The sequence below is a fragment of the Nostoc sp. genome, assembly GCF_036919555.1.
In the GTDB taxonomy this organism is placed as follows: Bacteria; Cyanobacteriota; Cyanobacteriia; order Cyanobacteriales; family Nostocaceae; genus Nostoc.
The window spans coordinates 24,541-44,953 of the sequence record NZ_JBALCS010000080.1 but is presented as its reverse complement, the minus strand read 5'-3'; the positions used below and the strand labels follow the sequence as shown (position 1 = coordinate 44,953).

18 protein-coding genes and 1 pseudogene are annotated in these 20,413 nt (G+C 42.8%); 6 read left to right on the top strand and 13 right to left on the bottom strand.

Going from position 1 to position 20,413, the window contains the following annotated elements; genetic code table 11:
• Positions 1–55: 55 nt before the first annotated feature.
• The 3 genes from V7K36_RS22400 to V7K36_RS22390 are packed head-to-tail and all read right to left on the bottom strand — an operon-like array spanning position 56 to position 1,976.
• On the bottom strand, positions 56–640 hold the full coding sequence (locus V7K36_RS22400) for an SDR family NAD(P)-dependent oxidoreductase (protein ID WP_335119408.1): 585 nt from the start codon (positions 638–640) through the stop codon (positions 56–58).
• A 25-nt stretch (positions 641–665) separates the two neighbouring features.
• Positions 666–1,013 carry a hypothetical protein gene (locus V7K36_RS22395; RefSeq protein WP_335119406.1) on the bottom strand — a complete coding sequence of 116 codons (348 nt, stop codon included), beginning with the start codon at positions 1,011–1,013 and terminating at the stop codon, positions 666–668.
• Between the two features lie 15 nt (positions 1,014–1,028).
• Positions 1,029–1,976 (bottom strand): zinc-binding dehydrogenase, encoded by a 948-nt coding sequence (locus V7K36_RS22390; protein ID WP_335119404.1) that lies wholly within the window; start codon positions 1,974–1,976, stop codon positions 1,029–1,031.
• A 369-nt stretch (positions 1,977–2,345) separates the two neighbouring features.
• On the opposite strand from V7K36_RS22390, the gene budA reads away from it, so the two are divergent.
• The 3 genes from budA to V7K36_RS22375 are packed head-to-tail and all read left to right on the top strand — an operon-like array spanning position 2,346 to position 4,112.
• Complete coding sequence (budA, locus tag V7K36_RS22385) at positions 2,346–3,143, top strand: acetolactate decarboxylase (protein WP_335119402.1); 798 nt, start codon at positions 2,346–2,348, stop codon at positions 3,141–3,143.
• Positions 3,144–3,166: 23 nt separating this feature from the next.
• On the top strand, positions 3,167–3,565 hold the full coding sequence (locus tag V7K36_RS22380; RefSeq protein ID WP_335119400.1) for a VOC family protein: 399 nt from the start codon (positions 3,167–3,169) through the stop codon (positions 3,563–3,565).
• 28 nt (positions 3,566–3,593) lie between these two features.
• The gene (locus tag V7K36_RS22375) at positions 3,594–4,112 is read left to right on the top strand and encodes a GNAT family N-acetyltransferase (protein WP_335119398.1); all 519 of its coding nucleotides are present in this window, start codon (positions 3,594–3,596) and stop codon (positions 4,110–4,112) included.
• A 476-nt stretch (positions 4,113–4,588) separates the two neighbouring features.
• On the opposite strand, the gene V7K36_RS22370 is transcribed toward V7K36_RS22375, so the two are convergent.
• The 4 genes and pseudogenes from V7K36_RS22370 to V7K36_RS22355 all read right to left on the bottom strand — a co-directional run.
• Positions 4,589–5,878: a dihydroorotase gene (locus V7K36_RS22370; protein ID WP_335119396.1), complete on the bottom strand. Its 1,290-nt coding sequence runs from the start codon at positions 5,876–5,878 to the stop codon at positions 4,589–4,591.
• Between the two features lie 330 nt (positions 5,879–6,208).
• A complete protein-coding gene (locus V7K36_RS22365) occupies positions 6,209–7,561 on the bottom strand; it encodes a histidine phosphatase family protein (RefSeq protein WP_335119394.1) in 1,353 nt (450 codons plus the stop codon).
• 474 nt (positions 7,562–8,035) lie between these two features.
• Entirely contained in the window at positions 8,036–8,386 is a 351-nt protein-coding gene (locus V7K36_RS22360) for a hypothetical protein (RefSeq protein ID WP_335119393.1), read from the bottom strand.
• Between the two features lie 353 nt (positions 8,387–8,739).
• Positions 8,740–9,033: pseudogene (locus V7K36_RS22355) on the bottom strand (IS4 family transposase); the annotation flags it as partial.
• 188 nt (positions 9,034–9,221) lie between these two features.
• Here V7K36_RS22355 and fni point away from each other — a divergent pair.
• Together fni and sppA are read left to right on the top strand one after the other, a co-directional pair.
• On the top strand, positions 9,222–10,271 hold the full coding sequence (gene fni, locus V7K36_RS22350; protein WP_335119392.1) for a type 2 isopentenyl-diphosphate Delta-isomerase: 1,050 nt from the start codon (positions 9,222–9,224) through the stop codon (positions 10,269–10,271).
• 138 nt (positions 10,272–10,409) lie between these two features.
• The gene (gene sppA, locus V7K36_RS22345) at positions 10,410–12,245 is read left to right on the top strand and encodes a signal peptide peptidase SppA (RefSeq protein WP_335119390.1); all 1,836 of its coding nucleotides are present in this window, start codon (positions 10,410–10,412) and stop codon (positions 12,243–12,245) included.
• 339 nt (positions 12,246–12,584) lie between these two features.
• Here the strand turns inward: sppA and V7K36_RS22340 are convergent, their stop codons facing one another.
• Positions 12,585–12,683, bottom strand: coding sequence for a hypothetical protein (locus V7K36_RS22340; protein WP_335119388.1), 99 nt, complete (start codon positions 12,681–12,683; stop codon positions 12,585–12,587).
• Positions 12,684–12,822: 139 nt separating this feature from the next.
• Here V7K36_RS22340 and V7K36_RS22335 point away from each other — a divergent pair, with 139 nt between their 5' ends.
• Entirely contained in the window at positions 12,823–13,227 is a 405-nt protein-coding gene (locus V7K36_RS22335) for a response regulator (RefSeq protein ID WP_335119446.1), read from the top strand.
• Between the two features lie 32 nt (positions 13,228–13,259).
• Here V7K36_RS22335 and V7K36_RS22330 read toward each other — a convergent pair whose 3' ends face one another.
• From V7K36_RS22330 to V7K36_RS22310, 5 genes are all read right to left on the bottom strand, one after another.
• Positions 13,260–14,591, bottom strand: a complete 1,332-nt coding sequence (locus V7K36_RS22330) for an ATP-grasp domain-containing protein (protein ID WP_335119386.1) — start codon at positions 14,589–14,591, stop codon at positions 13,260–13,262.
• A gap of 250 nt (positions 14,592–14,841) precedes the next feature.
• Positions 14,842–16,221: an ATP-grasp domain-containing protein gene (locus tag V7K36_RS22325; protein WP_335119385.1), complete on the bottom strand. Its 1,380-nt coding sequence runs from the start codon at positions 16,219–16,221 to the stop codon at positions 14,842–14,844.
• A 443-nt stretch (positions 16,222–16,664) separates the two neighbouring features.
• Positions 16,665–17,693: a D-alanine--D-alanine ligase family protein gene (locus tag V7K36_RS22320; protein WP_335119383.1), complete on the bottom strand. Its 1,029-nt coding sequence runs from the start codon at positions 17,691–17,693 to the stop codon at positions 16,665–16,667.
• Between the two features lie 517 nt (positions 17,694–18,210).
• Positions 18,211–19,044 carry an O-methyltransferase gene (locus V7K36_RS22315; protein ID WP_335119381.1) on the bottom strand — a complete coding sequence of 278 codons (834 nt, stop codon included), beginning with the start codon at positions 19,042–19,044 and terminating at the stop codon, positions 18,211–18,213.
• 4 nt (positions 19,045–19,048) lie between these two features.
• Positions 19,049–20,278: a sedoheptulose 7-phosphate cyclase gene (locus tag V7K36_RS22310; RefSeq protein WP_334823306.1), complete on the bottom strand. Its 1,230-nt coding sequence runs from the start codon at positions 20,276–20,278 to the stop codon at positions 19,049–19,051.
• Positions 20,279–20,413 lie beyond the last annotated feature (135 nt).

Here is a 20,413-nt window from a genome sequence, read left to right as displayed (position 1 = left end):
TTTTGTGCCTTTACCTGCTCGACAGTGATCCCTTGCGCTTGGGCATTCTGCTGGGCTAAACGTTCAGCACGCTTATGGCATTAATGCGAATCTTGTACTCGGCTAACTCTTTAGAAATGCCCTTTGTAAAGTTCAGCAAAGCCGCATTGCTTGTACCACCAGCTAGGAAGTTAGGGCGAGGTGTACGTCCTGCACCGCCGACTATATTGACAATTCGGCCATCACCGCGACTTTTTTGATGGGGGACGACGGCTCTAACTAGGCGGATATAGCCCAATAATTTTAAGTTCCAAGCATCCAAAAATAAATCATCAGTGGATTCCAGGAAAGACCCAGCACGCGCTGAACCAGCGTTATTAATCAAGATATCAATCTGACCAAACTGGGCCAATGTTGTTGAAACAACTTTCTCAATATCCTCTGCTTTAGTTAAATCAGCACTGATCGCAATCACTTTCGCCCCTGGCGTAGGTAGGGATTGGATGTCAGCTACTGCCTGATCTAAGCGTTCTTGATTGCGGGCTGCGATCGCAACATTCACACCCTCACTATAGAGTGCTTTGGCAGTTGCTAAACCAATTCCCGCACTTCCTCCGGTAACGATCGCTGTTTTACCTGATAGTTTTAGTTCTAAGCTCATACAAAGCTACCCTCAAAAATGTAATTTACTTGCGAACCAATAATATTGCTGATTGAGAGCCTGTATTGTGGATGTCCAAGATGGCTTGATTTTCCCCTGATGTACAACCCAGAAGTATCTTGATTTCTGTATCTCGCTTTTCCAAATCAACACTGAAAATAACGGCAGTTACTGTTTGACTAGACAAGCTACCTATCCAGACATCAATATCGGCTCCATCTCCAGAGCGAGTGTTTTCTAAGTATCCATAGTCCAGTGGATAAACGAAGGATGGATAACGTGGATGTGATGTCCCTTTTGGACGATCTATCTTGAGATTACTAGCAGCTACAAGTTGATCTAGTTTGAACCAGAAGTCAGTACTATCCCCCATGCCATCAGCTAATACTCAATTGGAAATGTGTAACACAGCCTTGCCAGGAAAACGCCTGTCGAGTAGTTGTTGTGCTACATCAGCTATTTGTGTCCAAGAAGCTTCTAAATCAATGTGAGGACGCAAATGACCTGCTTCTACTAAACTCAAAAGCCGTTTTAGACCGACTGCGGCTGATTCAAATCTCAATTCATCGAACAGACGTAAACCATACAGGCTTACGCTACCAGTCCCAAAAAATTGAGCGGCGTTGAATGTTACTTCTGCTCCCCCAGATACTCCATACAGCACAGTTTTTCCATCCTGTGCCAGTAAGCTAAGGGCTACCCCCAAAGTCTTGCCACCGACTGACTCTATAATTAGATCATAGGGGCCATATTCGCTTGCGGGTGAGAGGTCTTCGCCAATCACCACTGATTCTGCCCCTGCTTCTCTAACCAGAGTCTCATAGCCAGCTTGACGAATGTATGCTACGACGTGCGCCCCTGACAGTTGCGCCAATTGGATAGCAAAGTAACCAATACCTCCTGATGCACCTGTAACTAGAACTCGACGACCTAACAGCGAACCACCTTTTAGTACTGCATGATACGCGGTTAAACCCGCCACAGGCAGTGTGGCAGCTTGAGCAAAGGATACCGATGGCGGCACTTCTGCTAAGGCGTTGGTGGGAACAGACACTAATTCTGCCCAAGCACCAGCGCGGCGCAAGCCAACTACACGCGTCCCTTGGGGAGACCCTGAACCATCGGCAGCCGGGGTTTCCACTACACCTGCCAAGTCCCAACGAGGCTGCCAACCAGCCTCAGCAGAAGTTGAACGTTTCACCTCTCCCCGATTGAGAGAAATCGCGGCTACCCGCACTAGAGCTTCATCTGGGGTAGGCTTTGGTGCAGTTACTTCACTCAGCGCCAAACGTCCAACCACATTCGGATCAACAATTACAGCACGTATTTTACTCATAGAGAATGCCCTGGCTTAGAGATGAATTTCTAGATCGGTGGTTCACGATATACTGCCTACAATAATAAACTCGATAGATTTAGCTAGTCCTTCTTAACCCCAAATCCCTACAACTAGGTTAATGATATTTAACAAACTACGGTAACTCGATAGGTTTATAGTAATTTTAGGGCGTAGAAAGAAAGCTATCACAATACAGACAAAATAATCAAGCACCCCGCAAAAAGATTTGTTTCATCAATGCTTACATCTATTGCTACGTAGTAAGCTAGTCGCTGTCAACCTCCTACTCGACGAGAAGCGGCCTTCCAGGCGTCTAGGGATTTTACTACGTAGTACACGAGTATTCAAAAGGAATAATTTTATCTTATGAAACTTAAGCGTTATTTATGGATAACTATTTTAACCATAACTGTATTATTAGGTATCATTCTTCCAGGGAGAACTCAGGAATATACGTTATCCAATACCCTATTTCAAACATCTACAATTAGTGCTTTGTCAATAGGTATCTATGAGGGAAATACTAGTTTTAAGGAATTGAAAAAATCCGGTAATTTTGGTTTGGGTACAGTAAATTATCTTGATGGAGAAATGATTGGATTAGATGGCAAATTTTATCAGGTAAAATCTGATGGAGTTGCCTCTGTTATTCCTGATTCGATGACAAGCCCTTTTGCTACAGTCACCTTTTTTAAACCACAAACATTAATTAATCTAGAAGGGCAGATTAATTATAAACAATTGCAGCAATCATTAGATCAGCGCTTACCGAGTAAAAATTATCCTTATGCTATTCGGATTAAAGGTAATTTCCCTTATCTCAAATTTAGAAGTGTTCCCAAACAAACCCCACCCTATCGCCCTTTAACAGATGTAGTCAAAGAACAATCAATTTTTTTTGAGTTAAGGAACGTCAATGGTACTTTAGTGGGTTTTCGGACACCCGAATATATGCAAGGAGTAAATGTTAATGGCTATCACTTTCATTTCATCACTGCAAATCGAAAAACTGGAGGACATATTTTAGATGGACAATTCAAAAATGCTAAAGTAGAACTTGATAGTTTATCAAACGTTGAGATAAATTTGCCCAAGACTGCGGAATTTAGTAAAGCTGATTTGGCAGATAGCAAACCTGCTGAAGTCAACAGAGTTAAACGGTAACTAAATATTTTTGAATTAAAGCTATGTCACCAGAAACTATTGCAAAAGAAAAGGATACCCGTCCTCCTGTGGCGATTGGTCATGTGAGATTATATGTGAGTAATATATCAGAAGCTAGCGATTTTTTTGTCAAGATAGGGCTACGGCTGATCGCCCAATCAGAACAATTAGCTGTTTTAGAATTACGGGGAGGAACGCACTTAGTTTTGAGAACAAGTTTAGAGGCGATCGCTCCTGGAATCAATGCGCCTTTTGATCTGATGGTAGATGATATTTTTGCCACCAGAGATACTTTTAAGAAGTGGGAACTGACTGTTTCTGAGATCGAACCAGGCAGAATCCACAGTTCATTTACTTTGACTGGGCCAGACGGCTATCTATTAACGTTAACTTCCTCACATACAGGCGGTAGAGAAGTTTAACAATGTTAGTGCAGCGCTAGTTCACAAGATGAAAATGTACTCTCAACGACTGTGTTTAGAACCACTAAAACCGGATCATGCCGAACTGCTTTTTGATGGATTACAGAGTGCGAGTATATACGACTTTATCGAAGATATACCACCACAAAGCGTTGAATCGCTTCGCGATCGCTACATAGTGTTGGCACGTCGCCAATCACCAGATGGAACAGAGATATGGTTAAATTGGGCTGTCTGGTCTTTTGTAGATAAATGCTACATTGGATATGTTCAAGCAACAATTACTGTAGATAATAGTGCAATCCTTGGGTATGTGTTTTTTCCTAATTTATGGGGAAAAGGTTATGCACGCGAAGCGGTGAAGTGTATGATTAATTATTTAGTTGAGACGTACCAAAATCTTGATTTTTGCGCTGACGTTAATGTTCACAATCACCGTTCTATTGCTTTATTGCATAATCTGGGATTTGTCCGCTCGACATTTTTTCAAAATATTCACTCTCACCAAGATGAATTTAACCACGAAGTACAGTATCGAAAACGCTGATAGATAATTAAATTCGGATTCTTGGTTTTACAAATGTAAATTGTTTTATATTCCTCAACAATTTATGGGGGTTTAAGCCCCCCGCTTCTAACAAGCAGCAAGTTTTGTGGCGGGGTCTAAATCCCCTATGCATTACTTAATTATGAATTATATCATGTCCGCTTCATTACTTATTATATCAAGTTCGGGTGATTACTTATAATAAAATCTATCAATGTAGGTTGGGTTGAACCGCAGTGAAACCCAACATGAACAAGGATAAAATGTTGGATTTCGTTCCTCAACCCAACAAAGCAGATATTATAAGTGTTTAACCGAACCTGATCTTAAACCCTAAGAACCCCACCCCGCCAAAGCTATGCTTTGTCTCCCCTCCCCGCTTGCGGGGAGGGGATTAAGGGGTGGGGTGCAATGACTGTGGGAATCACAACTAATTATGCGGATATGATATTACGAATTACGAATTACGAATTATTTCAACACCAGATTTGCACAACATGACCCTTCAACTGTTGTCCTAACCAAGGTGTATTTTGTGAAAGTGTATAAAGACTTTTGCGTTCGACTTTCCAGGTTTGCTGGGGATCAAATAAAGTCAGTTCTGCTGGTTGATGAGGTACGATCGCACTGATTTTTTGCCCCAAACACTGGGCTGGACTGCTACTCAATGCCCGCCATAATTCTAAAGCTGTAAATTCTCCAGTTTCAACGAGATATTGCCACAGCAAAGGTAATGCTAACTCTAAACCAATTGCCCCGGCTGGTGCTTCAGCAAAAGCCTGGACTTTTTCTTCGTAGCTGTAGGGTGTGTGGTCAATAGCGATCGCATCTATCACACCCGCACGCACCCCAGCACGCAACGCTGCCACATCACGGAGATTACCTAAAGGCGGGTCTAAATGCAAGCTGGTGTTATAACTCTTAACTGCTTTTGTATCAAGTAAAAGGTGCATCCAGGTGGTGCTAGCGGTGATAGGTAAGCCAGCAGCCTTGGCTGAAGCGATTAATTCCACGCTGCGAGATGTAGAGACACGCATGATATGGACTGGTGTGCCTATGGTTGCAACCAATTCAAGCATTGCTGCGATCGCAGTAGTTTCAGCGCTGGCGGGGATTGGGGGTAAACCAAAACGCAGAGCATCTGACCCTTCTCTCATTACACCATTTGCGACTAATTGGCGATCGCTAGGCCAAAATGCGACTGGTTTGCCCAACGGCTGGAGATACTCTAAGACTCCCCGCACCAGCGCCAAATTTTCTAAAGGCTTACCATCCGTAAAACCAACAACTCCAGCTGACGCTAAATCTGCCAATTCCGTCATTTGCTTCCCAGCAACATCTAGAGTGATAGCACCCCAGAGATAAAGCAGGGGAGAATAAGAATGCAAACTCTCCTCTGCTCCTCTGCTCCTCTGCCCCTCTGCCCTCCTCTGCTGCAACTGTGCCACAAGTGCAGGGTTATCAATAGCTGGGGATGTATCGGGTAAAATGTTAATTCTGGTAAAGCCGCCAGCAGCAGCAGCTTGTAAAAGAGACAAGAGGGTTTCCCGTTCTTCAAAGCCAGGTTCACCAGAGTGGCTGTACAAATCTACTAACCCAGTACCGAGAACTAATCCCTGACAATCTCTGATTTGAGTATCGGAACTGATATCAGAAATGCGCGAAGCCACTGCTTGGATATAACCATCAGCAATCAGCACATCAAAGAGTCCGTCGATTTCAGAAACTGGGTCAATCACACGTACTTGTTGCAGCAGTTCAGTCATAAAACTTTCTTAGTTAGGAGTTAGGAGTTATAAGTTAGGAGTTATAAGTTATAAGTTATGAGTTATTAGCTATTTGTTTCTTGCTCATCATTAGACCTCTTGCAAAAGTCCCAAACACCCCAGCCTTAATCCCCTCTCGAAGAGCGGGGAGGGGAGACAAAGCGTAGCTTTGGCGGGGTGGGGTTCTTATTTTTGATTTATACAATAAGTCTATTTTTAACTTTATTCATCACTCATAATTTTTTACTCCTAACTTTATTCCTAACTCCTGTACAGACGCGATTAATTGCGTCTCTACTCCTAACTCCTAACTCCTAACTCCTAACTTTATTACAATGCCCCCGCTGCTGTTTTATCTAGTACGCCTCCAGCCAAGTGAGTGGTAATGTTCATCGCTTGCAATACAGGTAAACCATCGATTCCAGAAAGATAGTCAATAACACTGACTGCGCCATTACCCTGGCGAAAATTCCAGAAATTTTCCAGCGATAAACCCAGAATGTGACAAAGTAATGTTTTGTTAGTAGCATCATGAGCTACTACTAATACAGTTTTAAATTGATTAGTTGATGCTGCTTGCACAATTGATTGCCAAGCTGCAACGCTGCGCTCCCACACCTGTTGCAAATTTTCCCCTTCAGGCATTTGCACTTGCGCCGGTACTAACCGCCAGCGCTGCAATTCTCCCGGAAACTCCTGCTCTATCTCTGTTTCTAATTTTCCTTCCCAGAGTCCGTGGCTGATTTCTCTTAAACCGTCTTGCAATTCTAATTTGACATTAGGATGTTGTTTTAGAATAATCTCTGCTGTTTCTTTAGGGCGCAGCATTGTGCTACTTACAGCAAAATCGATCGCTACCTCTTGGAGAAATTCGCCTGCTTTTTGGGACTGTTGTCTACCGTTGTCGTTGAGGGGGACATCAATTTGCCCTTGAAACCTGGTTTGGCGATTCCAGTCAGTTTCACCGTGACGCACCAGCAACAACCTTACTCCTTGATGATCCGGTCGCAATGAGGGTAGACTTTCCCCGGTGTGTTGCGTCTGATTTAAGGATTCTAGCTGGACTGGTTCGCCCAATCCTCCAGCAAAATTTAGTACCGTGATGCCACAGTTAGATTGCTGTATTGAATGGTAGCGACTTGGAGGGATGGATAGTGCTGTGCTAATCAGGGCGCGATTAATTCCGTTATGTCCCACGATGAGAATAGTTTCGCCTTGATGGTAAGACAAAATTTCTTGCCAAAATTGCCGTGCTTGTTTGTATAAAGCCAGAACGGGAAAATGTTCTCTTGTCCCTTGTGCATCATTCAGCAACATCCGCAGTTCGTCGGGGCGTTCGTGCCAAGTGCGGTAGTCTTCGGTGAATTTCTGCTTGACTTGGGCAGTCAGCAGTCCTTCCCATAAAGGCAGATCAATTTCTAACAGCAAATTAGAAACTTGGACTACAGCAGATTGTTCAGGATGAGTAACTAACTCACTATGGATAATATCTGCTGTGTGTTTCGCTCGTTGCAAGGGACTGCTGTAAATTGCATTAAATAAGATATTGCTGAGGGCTTTGCCTACTTTACTAGCATCGTTACGACCTTTTTCGGTTAATGTTGACGCATCAGTGCGTCCTTGGATACGCCGCTCGGTGTTATAACCGCTTTGACCGTGGCGCAGAATGATGACACGAGTCATCTCAAAGCCCTCCTCTATTTAGACGATTAATTTTACTGCAAAATGATTGCAGAATTATCGACTTAGGAAGGCGGATTTAGTCAGGCGTCAAATTTTATTCTCGTAGTAAAGGGAAGATGAGCAGCAAAAACCGCCGTTGTGTTAACGATCTTTTCTAATAAAGCTGTTTTTATTCAAGCAAAAATATTTGCTCTAATAGCATTCAGGACTTACGCAAACAATAGCCGAAATCCTGATTTTCTTCTTAGGGGCAATTCATGAATTGCCCCTACTAGCGTATAGTTTTGCGTAAGTCCTACCATTAACAAAAATCTTTGCAACACATAAATGGGCTGTAGGGGCGTATAGCTTGTAGAAAAGGGCAGTTAGAAACCGGTCTACACAGACAAAAACAAAACCCACGGTGGTGGGTTTTAAACACTCAATTTTTCCTTAGTCTGGCACAGAGAGAGCGTCAACCTTTATACCTGATTATTATCTGTCTATATCTAACTGCACTTCCAATCCATCATTCTCATTCCCCGACTGAGCCGGTGTTAAGAAAACAGAAGTGTCTGGCAGTGATAATGATTCGTTAAAGTGGATTTTGGCTGGAGTTTTATTATTCCTTCTATTATTGTTGGAGATGCTTGCTGGATTAGTTTGCTCAAAAAAGCTTTTAAAGTCATTTTGGGCTGTTCTATGATCAATTCCAACTAGAGAATCACCAGTTAATCTGTATTGTCCTTTATTTAAGCTTGATGCTGGTAACTGAGCGTACACCTGGCTTCCTAAGCTTGCAAAGGCTGCCGTAATTGCCAAGAAAGCAATAATTTTGGTGTTCATTTGTTTTATCCAAATTATCTTTAGTATTGCTTATCTTTATTTTCTAGGCAAATTATTTTAATTAACTCTATCTTAGGTTCGATTACAATAATCGTATTGCGTATATACTTAGCTTTTCAATGATTTACGTTGTTTCAGATGTTACTAAGTTATAACCTGGCATCTCTTTAGACAGTACGGTTATCTGGTTCGGTTTCCAAGCGATCGCGGTTAAGTTCGTTGAGATATGCCAGCATGAAATCAGGGATGTTATTAGGACAACCGACAGAAGATAAAGTTTCAGGGTCAAGTACGTTTGTTAAGTAATAGTACCAAGTTGAACCCCACAAAACAGAAATTAAACGCACTTGGTGCAGGCTTCCACCCATAACAATCCCTCTTGTAGACAATACCCTAGTTACTTCTCTTAAGCCTGGAATTTGGCGATACACTAAACTCACAACGATCGCCATCATCATCGGCAGGGTTAATATTCTGTCTGGGAATTTTTTCTGTTGTTCATCTTCATAAAATCTTAAGGGTTTAAAGCTCTTAGGAGATAGCAATAAAAATATTTCTTTCTCGATTTCCTCTATTGGCGGCGCTGGTATATGCTTTTGCTGCCGCAAATCTAGGTTTCCTGTTCGTGCTGGACGTTTTCTACTCATGATGTATTACTAATCACATCAATTCAGATATTCTTAGATTACATCTTCTGCCTCCTTTTTGCTTAAGTTGACACCAATGAGCATTGCTGTGCCCCTACGACAGATGTGGTTCAAATACTTGAATTGTGCTGTAAAGACAGGTCTAATGTAACAATAGCGATCGCAAATACTTTTAGCCATACCCACCAGTGAACGCCCCCACCAATATCTCTGCACAAACTCAGAATCGCAAAGCCGATCATATTCGGATCTGCTTAGAGGAAGATGTTCAGTGTGATCAAATCACCAATGGACTGGAACGTTATCGCTTCACCCATTGTTGCTTACCTGAACTAAACCACAACGATATTGATATCAGTACAACTTTTCTGGGGAAACACCTTAGCGCACCCTTGTTAATTTCTTCTATGACTGGCGGAACAGAACAAGCCGGAATGATTAACCAACGTTTGGCCCAAGTCGCACAACACTACAAAATTGCAATGGGTGTCGGTTCCCAACGGGTAGCGGTAGAAAAACCCCAGGTGGCTGATACTTTTGCTATCCGCAAGTATGCGCCCGATGTTCTGCTATTTGCGAACTTAGGCGCTGTGCAACTTAACTACAAGTACGGCTTAGATCAATGTCTGCGGGTAGTTGATATCTTAGAAGCTGATGCCCTGATTTTACACATTAACCCTCTACAAGAGTGCATTCAATCCAAAGGTGATACTAATTTTCGGGGCTTGCTTGACAAGATATCTAAATTATGCTTTAAGCTACCAGTGCCAGTGATTGCGAAAGAAGTTGGTAACGGCATTTCAGCAGCGATCGCCGAGAAACTCATTGCTGCTGGGGTAGCAGCAATTGATGTCGCGGGTGCGGGGGGTACTTCTTGGGCAAAAGTAGAAAGTGAACGGGCAGAAAATCCCTTGCAACGTCGCTTAGGGAGGACTTTTGCCGATTGGGGTTTACCGACAGCAGAGTGTATTACAACTATTAGAGCGATCGCAAAAGATGTGCCCTTAATTGCTTCGGGAGGTTTGCGTCATGGATTGGATGTCGCAGCAGCGATCGCCTTGGGAGCTGATATAGCTGGTTTAGCAATGCCTTTCCTGCAAGCAGCAGCAACATCAGAGACAGCAGTTTCCGAACTGGCTGAGGTATTAATCGCTGAAATCACCACAGTTTTATTTTGCACTGGCAACACCACCTTGTATCAGTTAAAGCACTCTGGCAGTTTACAGCGCATAGAATAAATTAAGTAGGTCATAGTCATTAGTCATTAGTCATTAGTCATTTGTCATTAGTCAATGCCCAATGCCCCATGCCCCATGCCCAATTCCCAATGCCCAATGCCCAATGCCCAATGCCCAATTCCCAATACCTAATAACTAATGCGTAATTTTATCAAACAAACTTTTGCTAGTTTAGTTGGCACCTTACTAGGACTAATTATTTTCGGTGGTTTGGGAACCACTGGACTGTTCTTGCTGATATTGGCTGCTACCTCCTCTAAAGATATTGGGCCAAACGTGAAAGATAAGTCAGTGCTGGTTTTTGACTTGTCAACGAAAATTACTGATAGCGAACCTAGTTCCGGCGAACTGTTTCAAAGCACAATCTCAGGTGTGGATGAGGACAGAATGGCACTCCGCAAAATTGTAGAAACTTTGGAAAAGGCGCGGCGCGATCCGCGAATTGTCGGGATCTACCTGGATGCAACCAGCACAAGCCAAGTTAGTAACATCGGTTATGCCTCCCTGAAAGAAATTCGGAAAGCGCTGGAGGAGTTTCGCGCTTCTGGAAAAAAGATTGTGGCCTATGGCAGTGATTGGAGTAAAAAGGAATATTACCTTTGTTCAGTGGCAGATTCCATTAGAGTTAATCCTCTGGGAATGATGGAAGTCAACGGTTTGAGTTCACAACCGATGTTCTTCGCGGGAGCATTGCAGAAATATGGTATTGGTGTTCAAGTCGTGCGAGTAGGGAAATTCAAAGGAGCTGTTGAACCGTTTATCCTCACAAAGTTGAGTCCAGAAAACCGCGAACAAACTCAGAAATTGTTGGATGATGTTTGGGGAGAGTGGCGCACTGCTGTGGGCGCAAGTCGGAAAATTGAACCTGGACAGTTGCAAGCGATCGCCGATAATCAGGCGCTACTAGAAGCCACACAAGCCAAAACTAGCGGTTTAATTGATCAAATAGAATACCCCGATCAAGTGGTAACTGACCTCAAAAAGTTGACAGATAGCGATAAAGACGACAAAACATTCCGACAAATTAGCCTGAATAGTTACGCCCAAGTTTCCGGCAAATCTTTGGGTGTAGAACGTAACTCAAAAAATCAAATTGCCGTTGTTTATGCTGAGGGGGAGATTGTCGATGGTAAAGGTGATGATGGGCAAGTAGGAGGCGATCGCTTTGCAAAAATCTTCAACAAACTGCGACAAGATAAAGATGTCAAGGCTGTTGTATTACGAATTAATAGTCCTGGTGGTAGTGCTACCGCAGCCGAAGTTATGCAGCGAGAAGTGAAATTAACTCGTGAGGCGAAACCAGTTGTGGTGTCTATGGGTGATGTCGCCGCCTCTGGTGGTTATTGGATTGCTAGCGACTCTAACCGCATTTTTGCCGAACCAAATACCATTACAGGTTCCATAGGGGTATTTGGGTTGCTATTTAATGGGCAGAAGCTGGCCAATAATCATGGCATTACTTGGGATTCGGTGAAAACCGCACGCTATGCTGATAATCAAACAGTTTCGCGTCCGAAATCGCCCCAAGAGTTGGTACTTTATCAGCGCAATGTTAACCGCATTTATAATATGTTTCTGAATAAAGTTTCTCAAGGTCGCAAACTCCCAGAACAAAAAGTAGCAGAAATTGCTCAAGGAAGGGTTTGGTCAGGTGTGGCGGCCAAGGAAATTGGTTTGGTGGATGAAATTGGTGGTTTGAATAGTGCGATCGCTTATGCTGCCAACCAAGCGAAACTAGGAGAAGATTGGGAAGTGCAAGAATATCCTCGCACTAGCAGTTTCGGAGAACGCTTTTTTGGACGTGCAACTCAAGAGGCGCAGACTGCTTTAGGAATTGAGAAAACGCAACTCAAATCAGCGAATCCCCTCAGCGATGAATTCCAGAAATTGCAACAGGAAGTAGGGATTCTGCAAAAGATGAACGATCCACAGGGGGTTTACGCCCGCTTGCCATTCAACTTAAAGATTGAGTAGATGGTTTTTCTAAATATTAGTGCGGAGGAATTCAACGACTACGCCGAGGCACAATTACTTGTGATTCCTGCGTGATCTCTCCCCCAGCCCCCAATATGCTTGGGTTAAGGAGAATCGTAGGTTGGGTTGAACATTCGTGTTACCCAACAATTAACGCGGTAGGGGCACAGCATTGCTGTGCCCTGACGACAGATGTGGTTCAAATACTTGAAAACTGCTGTAATGTTGGGTTTCATTCCTCAATCGAACCTACGCAGATTAAGGCTTTTGGCGCTAACCCAAGCGTATTGCCTCAGCCCCTTTCCTTAGTACCGCCATTTTTGCTATTTTTGAGCGCATTTAACGGCTGGCAGTGCCGATATGAGGTGCAATAATCAGATTATCTAGGGTCAACAATGGGCGATCGGTGGAAATCGGTTCTGGTTCTGTAACATACACAGTCGCAGCACCGATTTGACCATTTGCAAGGGCACAATACAGAGAATCTGGGATCTACATAGTTCCTCGTGCTGGATTGAGCTATCTGAGCCGATTGCTTCATCAACTCAAATTGGTGATCGCTAAAATGTCATTTAATATGCAACCTTGTGGAACTCTTGCTGGTTTAGATATCCTGGTAGTTGAGGATGATGATGATACTCGCTTTTTTATCACTAGTGTCTTGGAAATGGATGGAGCAAAAGTTATCGCAGTGATCTCAGCACCAGAGGCACGCAAAGTATTATCCGAATTGCAACCCGATGTTTTAATTTCTGATATCGGGTTGCCTGGGGAGGATGGCTACACTTTTATCTGCAAAATCCGTTCCCTCAACCCAAAGAATGGTGGACGAGTCCCGGCTATTGCTTTAACAGCCTATGCTGATAGTGAGGCTCGTATCCGTGCCTTAACTGCTGGCTTTGACACTCATGTATCTAAACCGATTGCTCCAGAAGAACTAGTTGAGATAGTGGCTAGTTTGGTTGCTTCTTGTAATTGGTAATTATCAAAAACGCTTGAGAATGCGGATTGGTATTACTCTATAAGCTCGCCCATATTAAAATCTATTCTTATCCAACCTTTGAGTCTTCGTAAATTGTCGAGAATGAGTAAGGGAATCTGCCAGTGATGTACCATCAGGAAGGGTAAGGGATCACTGACCTCAAAAATTGCTTCTTTCCCCCGCCTGATGTTTCTTACCCAGGTTTGTAGTTGCTTAAACGATCTAATCTCATTCAGACGCCAAACTTCGTGGTATAGCCAATAGGTTGGCTTACTATCACCAAGAGGCTGCAAAGATTCAGCCAGAGGCTCTTTACCAAGATAGGCATCCGCTACACCTGGATGATTGTAAAACATAGTAATGGCGGAGTGAGTACGGGGGTTACACTCAATTGCGTAAACAGTTCCGTCTTCTGCCTGGATGAAGTCAAAGGAAAGTTGCCCGGTTTTTCCCAATTCTTTGGTAAAATGACTCGCCCATTGCATAATTTCTAACTGATCAACGTTTTCGTAGTTGACTTGAAAGGCGGATGACTCACAGCAGCAGTAAATTCTTGACTCTCCATCTCGTGCGGTAGTGTGAGTGCAGTATTCCTTTCCAGGGATGAATTCCTGCATAATCCAGGGGTTCTGGTCACTGATGGGCAAACTCTTAACAAATGCTGCTGTTTGTAATTGTGTATCGCAAGGTAGTTTGGTGAGATTCAAGCGACGCACTTGATCGTAGGGGATGCTTTTAAGAATGTATTTGCGCTTCTCCTGAGAAAAGTCGAAGTTGAGAACTTGTTCAGGATCGGTAATTTTGAAGGATTTGGGGACAGATAAACCGAATGATCGCGCTGTTTCGGCAAAGGCAAACTTGTCATCCAGGATCTTCGTGATATCAGCATCGAAGTGGAAAAACTCACAAAAGTCTGGTAATGGTGGCTGACCTTGAGAGTCATAGTGGATGACGGAAAAAATCGCTACCGGGATAAAAAAGTCGATCTTTTCTGTTTTGGCGATCGCGTGTAGGGTTTCAATGTAGCCTTCTAAGTCTTTGCTGGGATCGGGAACAGTATAAAAGCCTGCAACAGAGTTGGAATATTTGTTACCACTTAACCAGAATTTCTCAATGTCAATTATAATAACCCGATGCCCAGCAGCATGAAATGAACGCGCTAGCTGAAGGGTTTTAGTCATTCTCGCGCCAGCGATCAAGATATTTTTGGAATTGGGGTTGACAACAATTGACTTACTGAATGGTTGCTTAAGAAAGTTCCACAGTAGGGATGTTAAGACGACGATGCAGTTTAAGGGAAATGCGATCGCCAATAATACAAGAGTGCCCAAGTTTTGGAACACTACAAAAAGATGCTTTCTCATAATTATAATTTTGACATGATAGGGTAATCAGTGGCTGGTGGATAGTCAGAGGTTAAGGCAGCGCAAATTATCGAGTAATAGTAAAGGAATGTGCCAGCAATGTACATTAAGAGCGGTAGTAGGTCGTTAACTTCAAAGATTGCATCTTTTTCTCGCCAAATATTTTTAAGCCAATGATTGCAACTGCTTTAACGATCTAATTTCATTAAGTCTCCAAAGTTTGTAATCAAGCCAATAAGTAGGCTTACTATCACTTAGGGGTTGCAGAGGTAAAGGTTTTATATTTTACGTCTTCTCCAAACTGTATGAGTTTCCCGATGCAAAAATCAATCCTCACCCAACTTTGTAAGGAGCGTAAACTATCGAGTAATAGTAAAGGAATGTGCCAGTGATGTACCATTAAGAACGGTAGTGGGTCGTTAACTTCAAAGATTGCATCTTTTCCTCGCCAAATATTCTTAAGCCACTTTTGCAACTGCTTTAACGATCTAATTTCATTAAGTCTCCAAAGTTCGTGATAAAGCCAATAAGTAGGCTTACTATCACTCAGGGGTTGCACAGGTTCAGCCGGAAGCTCTTGACTGAGATAGGCATCCGCTAAACCTGGATGGTTGTAATACATTGTAATTGCAGAGTGAGTGCGAGCGTTGCACTCGATCGCATAAATTGTCCCATCTTCCGCCTGAATGAAGTCAAAAGAAATTTGTCCAGTCAGTTGTAATTCTTTGACAAAATGACTCACCCACTCCTGAATTTCTGGGCGATCAACGTTTTCGTAATTGACTTGAAAAGCAGATGATTCGCAGCAGCAGTGTACCGTTAATTTCCCATTTCTCACTGTACTGTGAGTACAGTATTCTGTTCCGGGAATAAACTCTTGCAATATCCAAGGGTTATCTTTACTAATTGGCTTACTTTTAACATGAAGCGCCATTTTTTCGTAAGACTCCATTGGTAGCTTGGTCAGATCCAAGCGTAAAACAGAGTCATAGACAATAGTTTTGAGAATATATTTGCGCTTTTCGTTGGCAAAGTCAAATTTAAGAACTTGTTCGGAATCTGTAATTAGAAAGGTTTTCGGGACAGATAGCGAGAGTGAGCGGGCAATTTCTGCAAAGGTAAACTTGTTATCCAGCATCTTCATTGTATCAGCATCGAAGTGGAAATTCTCGCAACAGCCTGATAACACTGGTTTACCTTCGGAGTCAAAGTAGCTGCCAGCGAAAATACCTACCGGAACAAAAAAGTCTATGTTTTCTTTTTTGGCGATCGCACGCACAGCTTGAGTATAGCCTTCTAAGTCTTCTTGCGAGTCAGGAACTGTGTAAAAGCCAGCCACAGAGTTGGAAAATCGATAACCACTGAACCAGTATTTGTCGAGATCAAATAAAATGACTCGATGCCCAGCAGCGTGAAATGATCGCGCCAGCTGAAGGGTTTTGGTCATTCTACCACCACCGATCAAGATATTTTTAGGATTCTCGTTCAAAACCACTTGTTTGGCATACGGTCGGCTGAAAAAATTCCACAGCAGCAATGCAAGTACGAGGGTGCAGTTAAAGGGAAATGCGATCGCCAGTAATGCAAGAGTGCCCAAGTTTTGGAACATTGCAAAAATCTGCTTTTTCATAGTTGCAATTGTGACATGATAGTGGAACCTGTGGCAAGCATCTTTATCAATCAAATACTCAATTACCAGTACCGAAATTGCAAGATTATAGGTACGGTTTTATTGTTGAATTAGTCTGGTATTCATGTAAAGAATACATTGCTCATCGTCTATTTAAATCAGTAGATGAATTTTAATCTTTACTAAATAAGCTATTTAATCAAGGCCGTTCGTGATTAAGTGGCATCGCCAGATAAAAATCAAGAAAATAAGCAATATTTTACAAATTAAATACTGATTAAGTAAGTGGGTCAAATTAAATATAGAACCTCACCCTGCCTCCGGCTTCCCTCTCCTTACTAAGGAGAGGGATTGAGGGTGAGGTTTGATCTTATATTTAATTACGCCTACCTACTTAGCTTATTCCAAGTCAAAATAAACCTAAAAAGGTGATTTGCCGGACATCAGCTCATGGCCAACGCTTCATTGATCGCCGTCATAAATAACTCATTTAAAGGAATTCCCGCAGCGTTCGCCGTATAAGAAATTACACTATTATGGTCAAAAGTACAATACAACCCGGCTTCTAAAAACCAAGGTTCTCCCTTTGGGTCGATCCGGAAGTCAAATAAACTATAATGGCGACAGCCCAAAGCCAAATGACACTTCTTAACCTCTTGCTGAACCTTTTGGGTGATTGGGTCATTAGGAGCTACAATCCAACCCGCAATATATTTCTTAGCGGTTAAACCCAAGTTGCCCTCGATTGGTTTCTTGAATTTGTCAGTATAGCTGCGGATGGGTCTTTCGTCGGGGTCTATCAAATACTCTTCAAGGGGTAAACTGACTAGCTCCCCATCTTTGACAATGATGCCGCATCTGACTTCTCGACCCGGTTCAATAAATTCTTCTACGATGACCTCATCTGCATATTCAAATGCTTTCTTCAGAGCAGCGTCATAGTCAGTAGCCTCTTTGACTAAGGACACCCCTAAAGAGTTGTCAGCATTTGCGGGTTTGATGACTGCTGGAGGTGTAATTGTCGGAACCTCTCCTTGGCGGAGCAGTTCTCCAAAAGGTACTTTCACCCCTGCTGCTGCGACAATTGCTTTGGTTCTGGCTTTGTGAGCCGTTATTGCCATAACATCCGCAGTATTGCCGATGTAAGGGATCTTCATCAGGTCGAATAGTGCGCGGTAGTGAGTCATTCCAGGGATACAAAACATTTGTGGCAACATAAGGTCAATGTTTTGCGCTGTTATAAATTGTATGGCATCTAACAGAGACATCGGTTTGGCGGCAGCAATATCTTCAAGACTGAGAGAGGAAGGAAATCGCCACTGGCGATCGGGTGTGATGTATGCAATCTGAAAGTCATAGAGCGATGGATTTGCCGTAGCTATCAGGCAGCTTTGGGCGTAATTGCGTGACAACTCACAGTAAAAATCATTGTATGGAGACCCAACTAAATGAAGGATACGAAGTACTGGCATGATTAATCTTCCTATGTACTGTTAACAATTGCGATTGTAAAAAATAGCTTGAGGTGAGGAGATTTGGAAAACGGAATTGGAAACTCTAAAAAGAAGGGTGATTGATAAATTGCATCGCTATTTAACTATATAAATATACTTTTAGAATATATTTGCGGGTTTCTTGATTAAAATCGAAATTGATAACTTGTTGAGGATCTGTGATTTTAAAAGACTTGGGGACAGTTAACAATTCAAAATTCAAAATTCAAAATTAAAGACATTTTCAGACAGGGATTTCAACCCCGACTGAAACTGAGACTACCTGTAGAGGTAGAGGTCTTAAACCCTTTAATTTACGATAAACTGAGGCAGAGATAAAGAAATTGATTGTGCCATAAGTCTTTGAAAGTAGGGAAAGATCAGGGAGCAAGGGAGATGAGAAAGCAAGCGAAAAATTATTCCTTCTTATCTTCTTCATCCCTTTGAAGTCTGAGCCTTGGCTCAGACTTCTCTACTCATCTCCCTGATCTCTCGATTACACAACGCGTCTAATCAGGGTGATGCCATCTCGTATGGGTAACAGAACTTGCTCTACACGAGGATCAGCGGCGACAACACGGTTGAACTGAGCGATCGCTTCACCGTTGGCGGTGCGTTGTTCTGGTGGTAGATAAACTTGTCCTTGCAACAAAGTATTATCCACGCAGATTAATCCATCGGGAGTCAGTAAGTCATTATCCAAAATGACCTGGAAGTACTCTACATACTCCTTTTTATCGGCATCTATGAAGATCAGATCAAATACTTCTTTTCTCACAGCCAGCTTGTGGAGTGTCTGTAAAGCAGGTGCTACTTCCACAACGATTTTGTCGCCGTGGAGAGACTCACCAAAGCAAGCTTGAGCAAATTCAGCGACATAGGGATCTACTTCGCAACCGATGAGTTGCCCATCACTTGGTAATGCTTCTGCCATTGCCAAGGCTGAATACCCTGTGAACATTCCTACTTCTAGAATGCGCTTTGCCTTGATGATATGAACAAACATTTTCAATGTCTGTCCTTCAAGATGTCCTGAGAGCATTTCTTGCTCTAGTTGACGCACTGTTTCACCATCGCTGAAACGCTTGCTCCAGTCTTCCTTGCTGGTTTTTTGGGCCAATGCTGTTAATGCGCTCGATTCCGGGGTGGTGTAATCATCCAAGTAGGGATCTAAACCCACTGCTAATTGAACTCCCTGCCGCAAAGAATCTAATATCTCTACGGGAATGTTGTTCTCTTGGGCTAATTTGAGGGTTTGCTGTAATTGGGCTACTAAGATGCTATGTGGCGTTATTGGTCTAGCTGTTTCTCGTCCTAAAACACTCGTCATATCTTCACACCCCCAATAGCTTGGCTTCTTGACTTTCAATGTAGGCATCAACACCTTTTCCGCCACGAGGGTATTTAGCACAAAGACGTTTGTGTTCAGCTAGGGCCGCATCAAGTTCTTCACGAGTCAGATCGTTGACAAAGAAGCACTCACCAATCGGACGAGGCATGGCTGCGCGTTGTTTACCATCTCGCGTCAAGCTTATAGACTGGGTAGCATACCAGAGCAAATCCCCATCTAGTAGAGGATGATCGAGTGATAAACCTATACCACTCATCAAGTCTAGGATGCGATCGCGCTCCTCTGTTGGAATATAGCCCCGTTGTGCTGCAATGGTTGCAGACAAAGCCATATCTATATTGACCGCGTGACCATGATATAGGGGTATCTGAGGTGCTAATTCTAGGGTAGGACTCCAAGTGTGACCATAGGCGATGACGCGATCGAGGTCTATTTCATGCAAGTTAGGAGTTTCTAACTCCAACATGGTTTTGATTGCCTCGTAGTTGACTTTGTGGGCAATCTCTTTAATTTCCGGTGTAGCATTCACATGTCCAAAGTGAGTGGAAAGCAGTTCTTCACCATATTCGTATAGCAGTTCAAAGACTTCAGAGTTAGACACTACCGCAATTTTCACCAACTCTGCCATCCCATTACGAACTTGAGCTGTTGGCAAGGTTTTCAAAAATGAGAAATCGAGGATAACTTTTAAAGGTGCATGATATGCTCCCAAGCGATTTTTTTCCTTACGATGATTAACTGCTACCTTAATCGCTACACCCGCATCAATTAAACCAATCAACGTGGTAGGAATGCGAATGTAGTTACTCTTGCGACGGTAAGAAGCACAAGCAAACCCAGCCACATCAGTTATTAGACCACCACCGACGACTAAGACTGGTTCCTTACGAACTAAGCCAAAGTCGGAAAAAGCATCGACAATTTTTTCAAAAGTTGCAAGGCTTTTCGCTGTTTCAGTAATGATGATGGGAAATACTGTGAGTTGAATGTCATAGTGTCTGAAATATGACCTGATCTGCTCGCCATAAAGTTCATGGACATTGGCATCAATTACAGTCAGACAGCGACCAAATTTCGCATAGCTATCTGCTATTTCTCTGTTTTTAATATCAAATGCACCATTCACATAGACAAGACTAAAATCGATTTTTTCGTAACCTTGTACGTGAAACGCAGCTTCTGTAGCTTCAAACGATGCTTGAACTTTATTCATGTCTATTGCCCTATTCCAAATTAAAAAAGTTGTGAGATTTCGGTAATAATTCCGATTTACTCTAATGTACGCCAGCAAGCTATTCTGCTCTTTATCCTTTCAAATTAAAGACAGAAGAAAATTAGCTCTCAATAA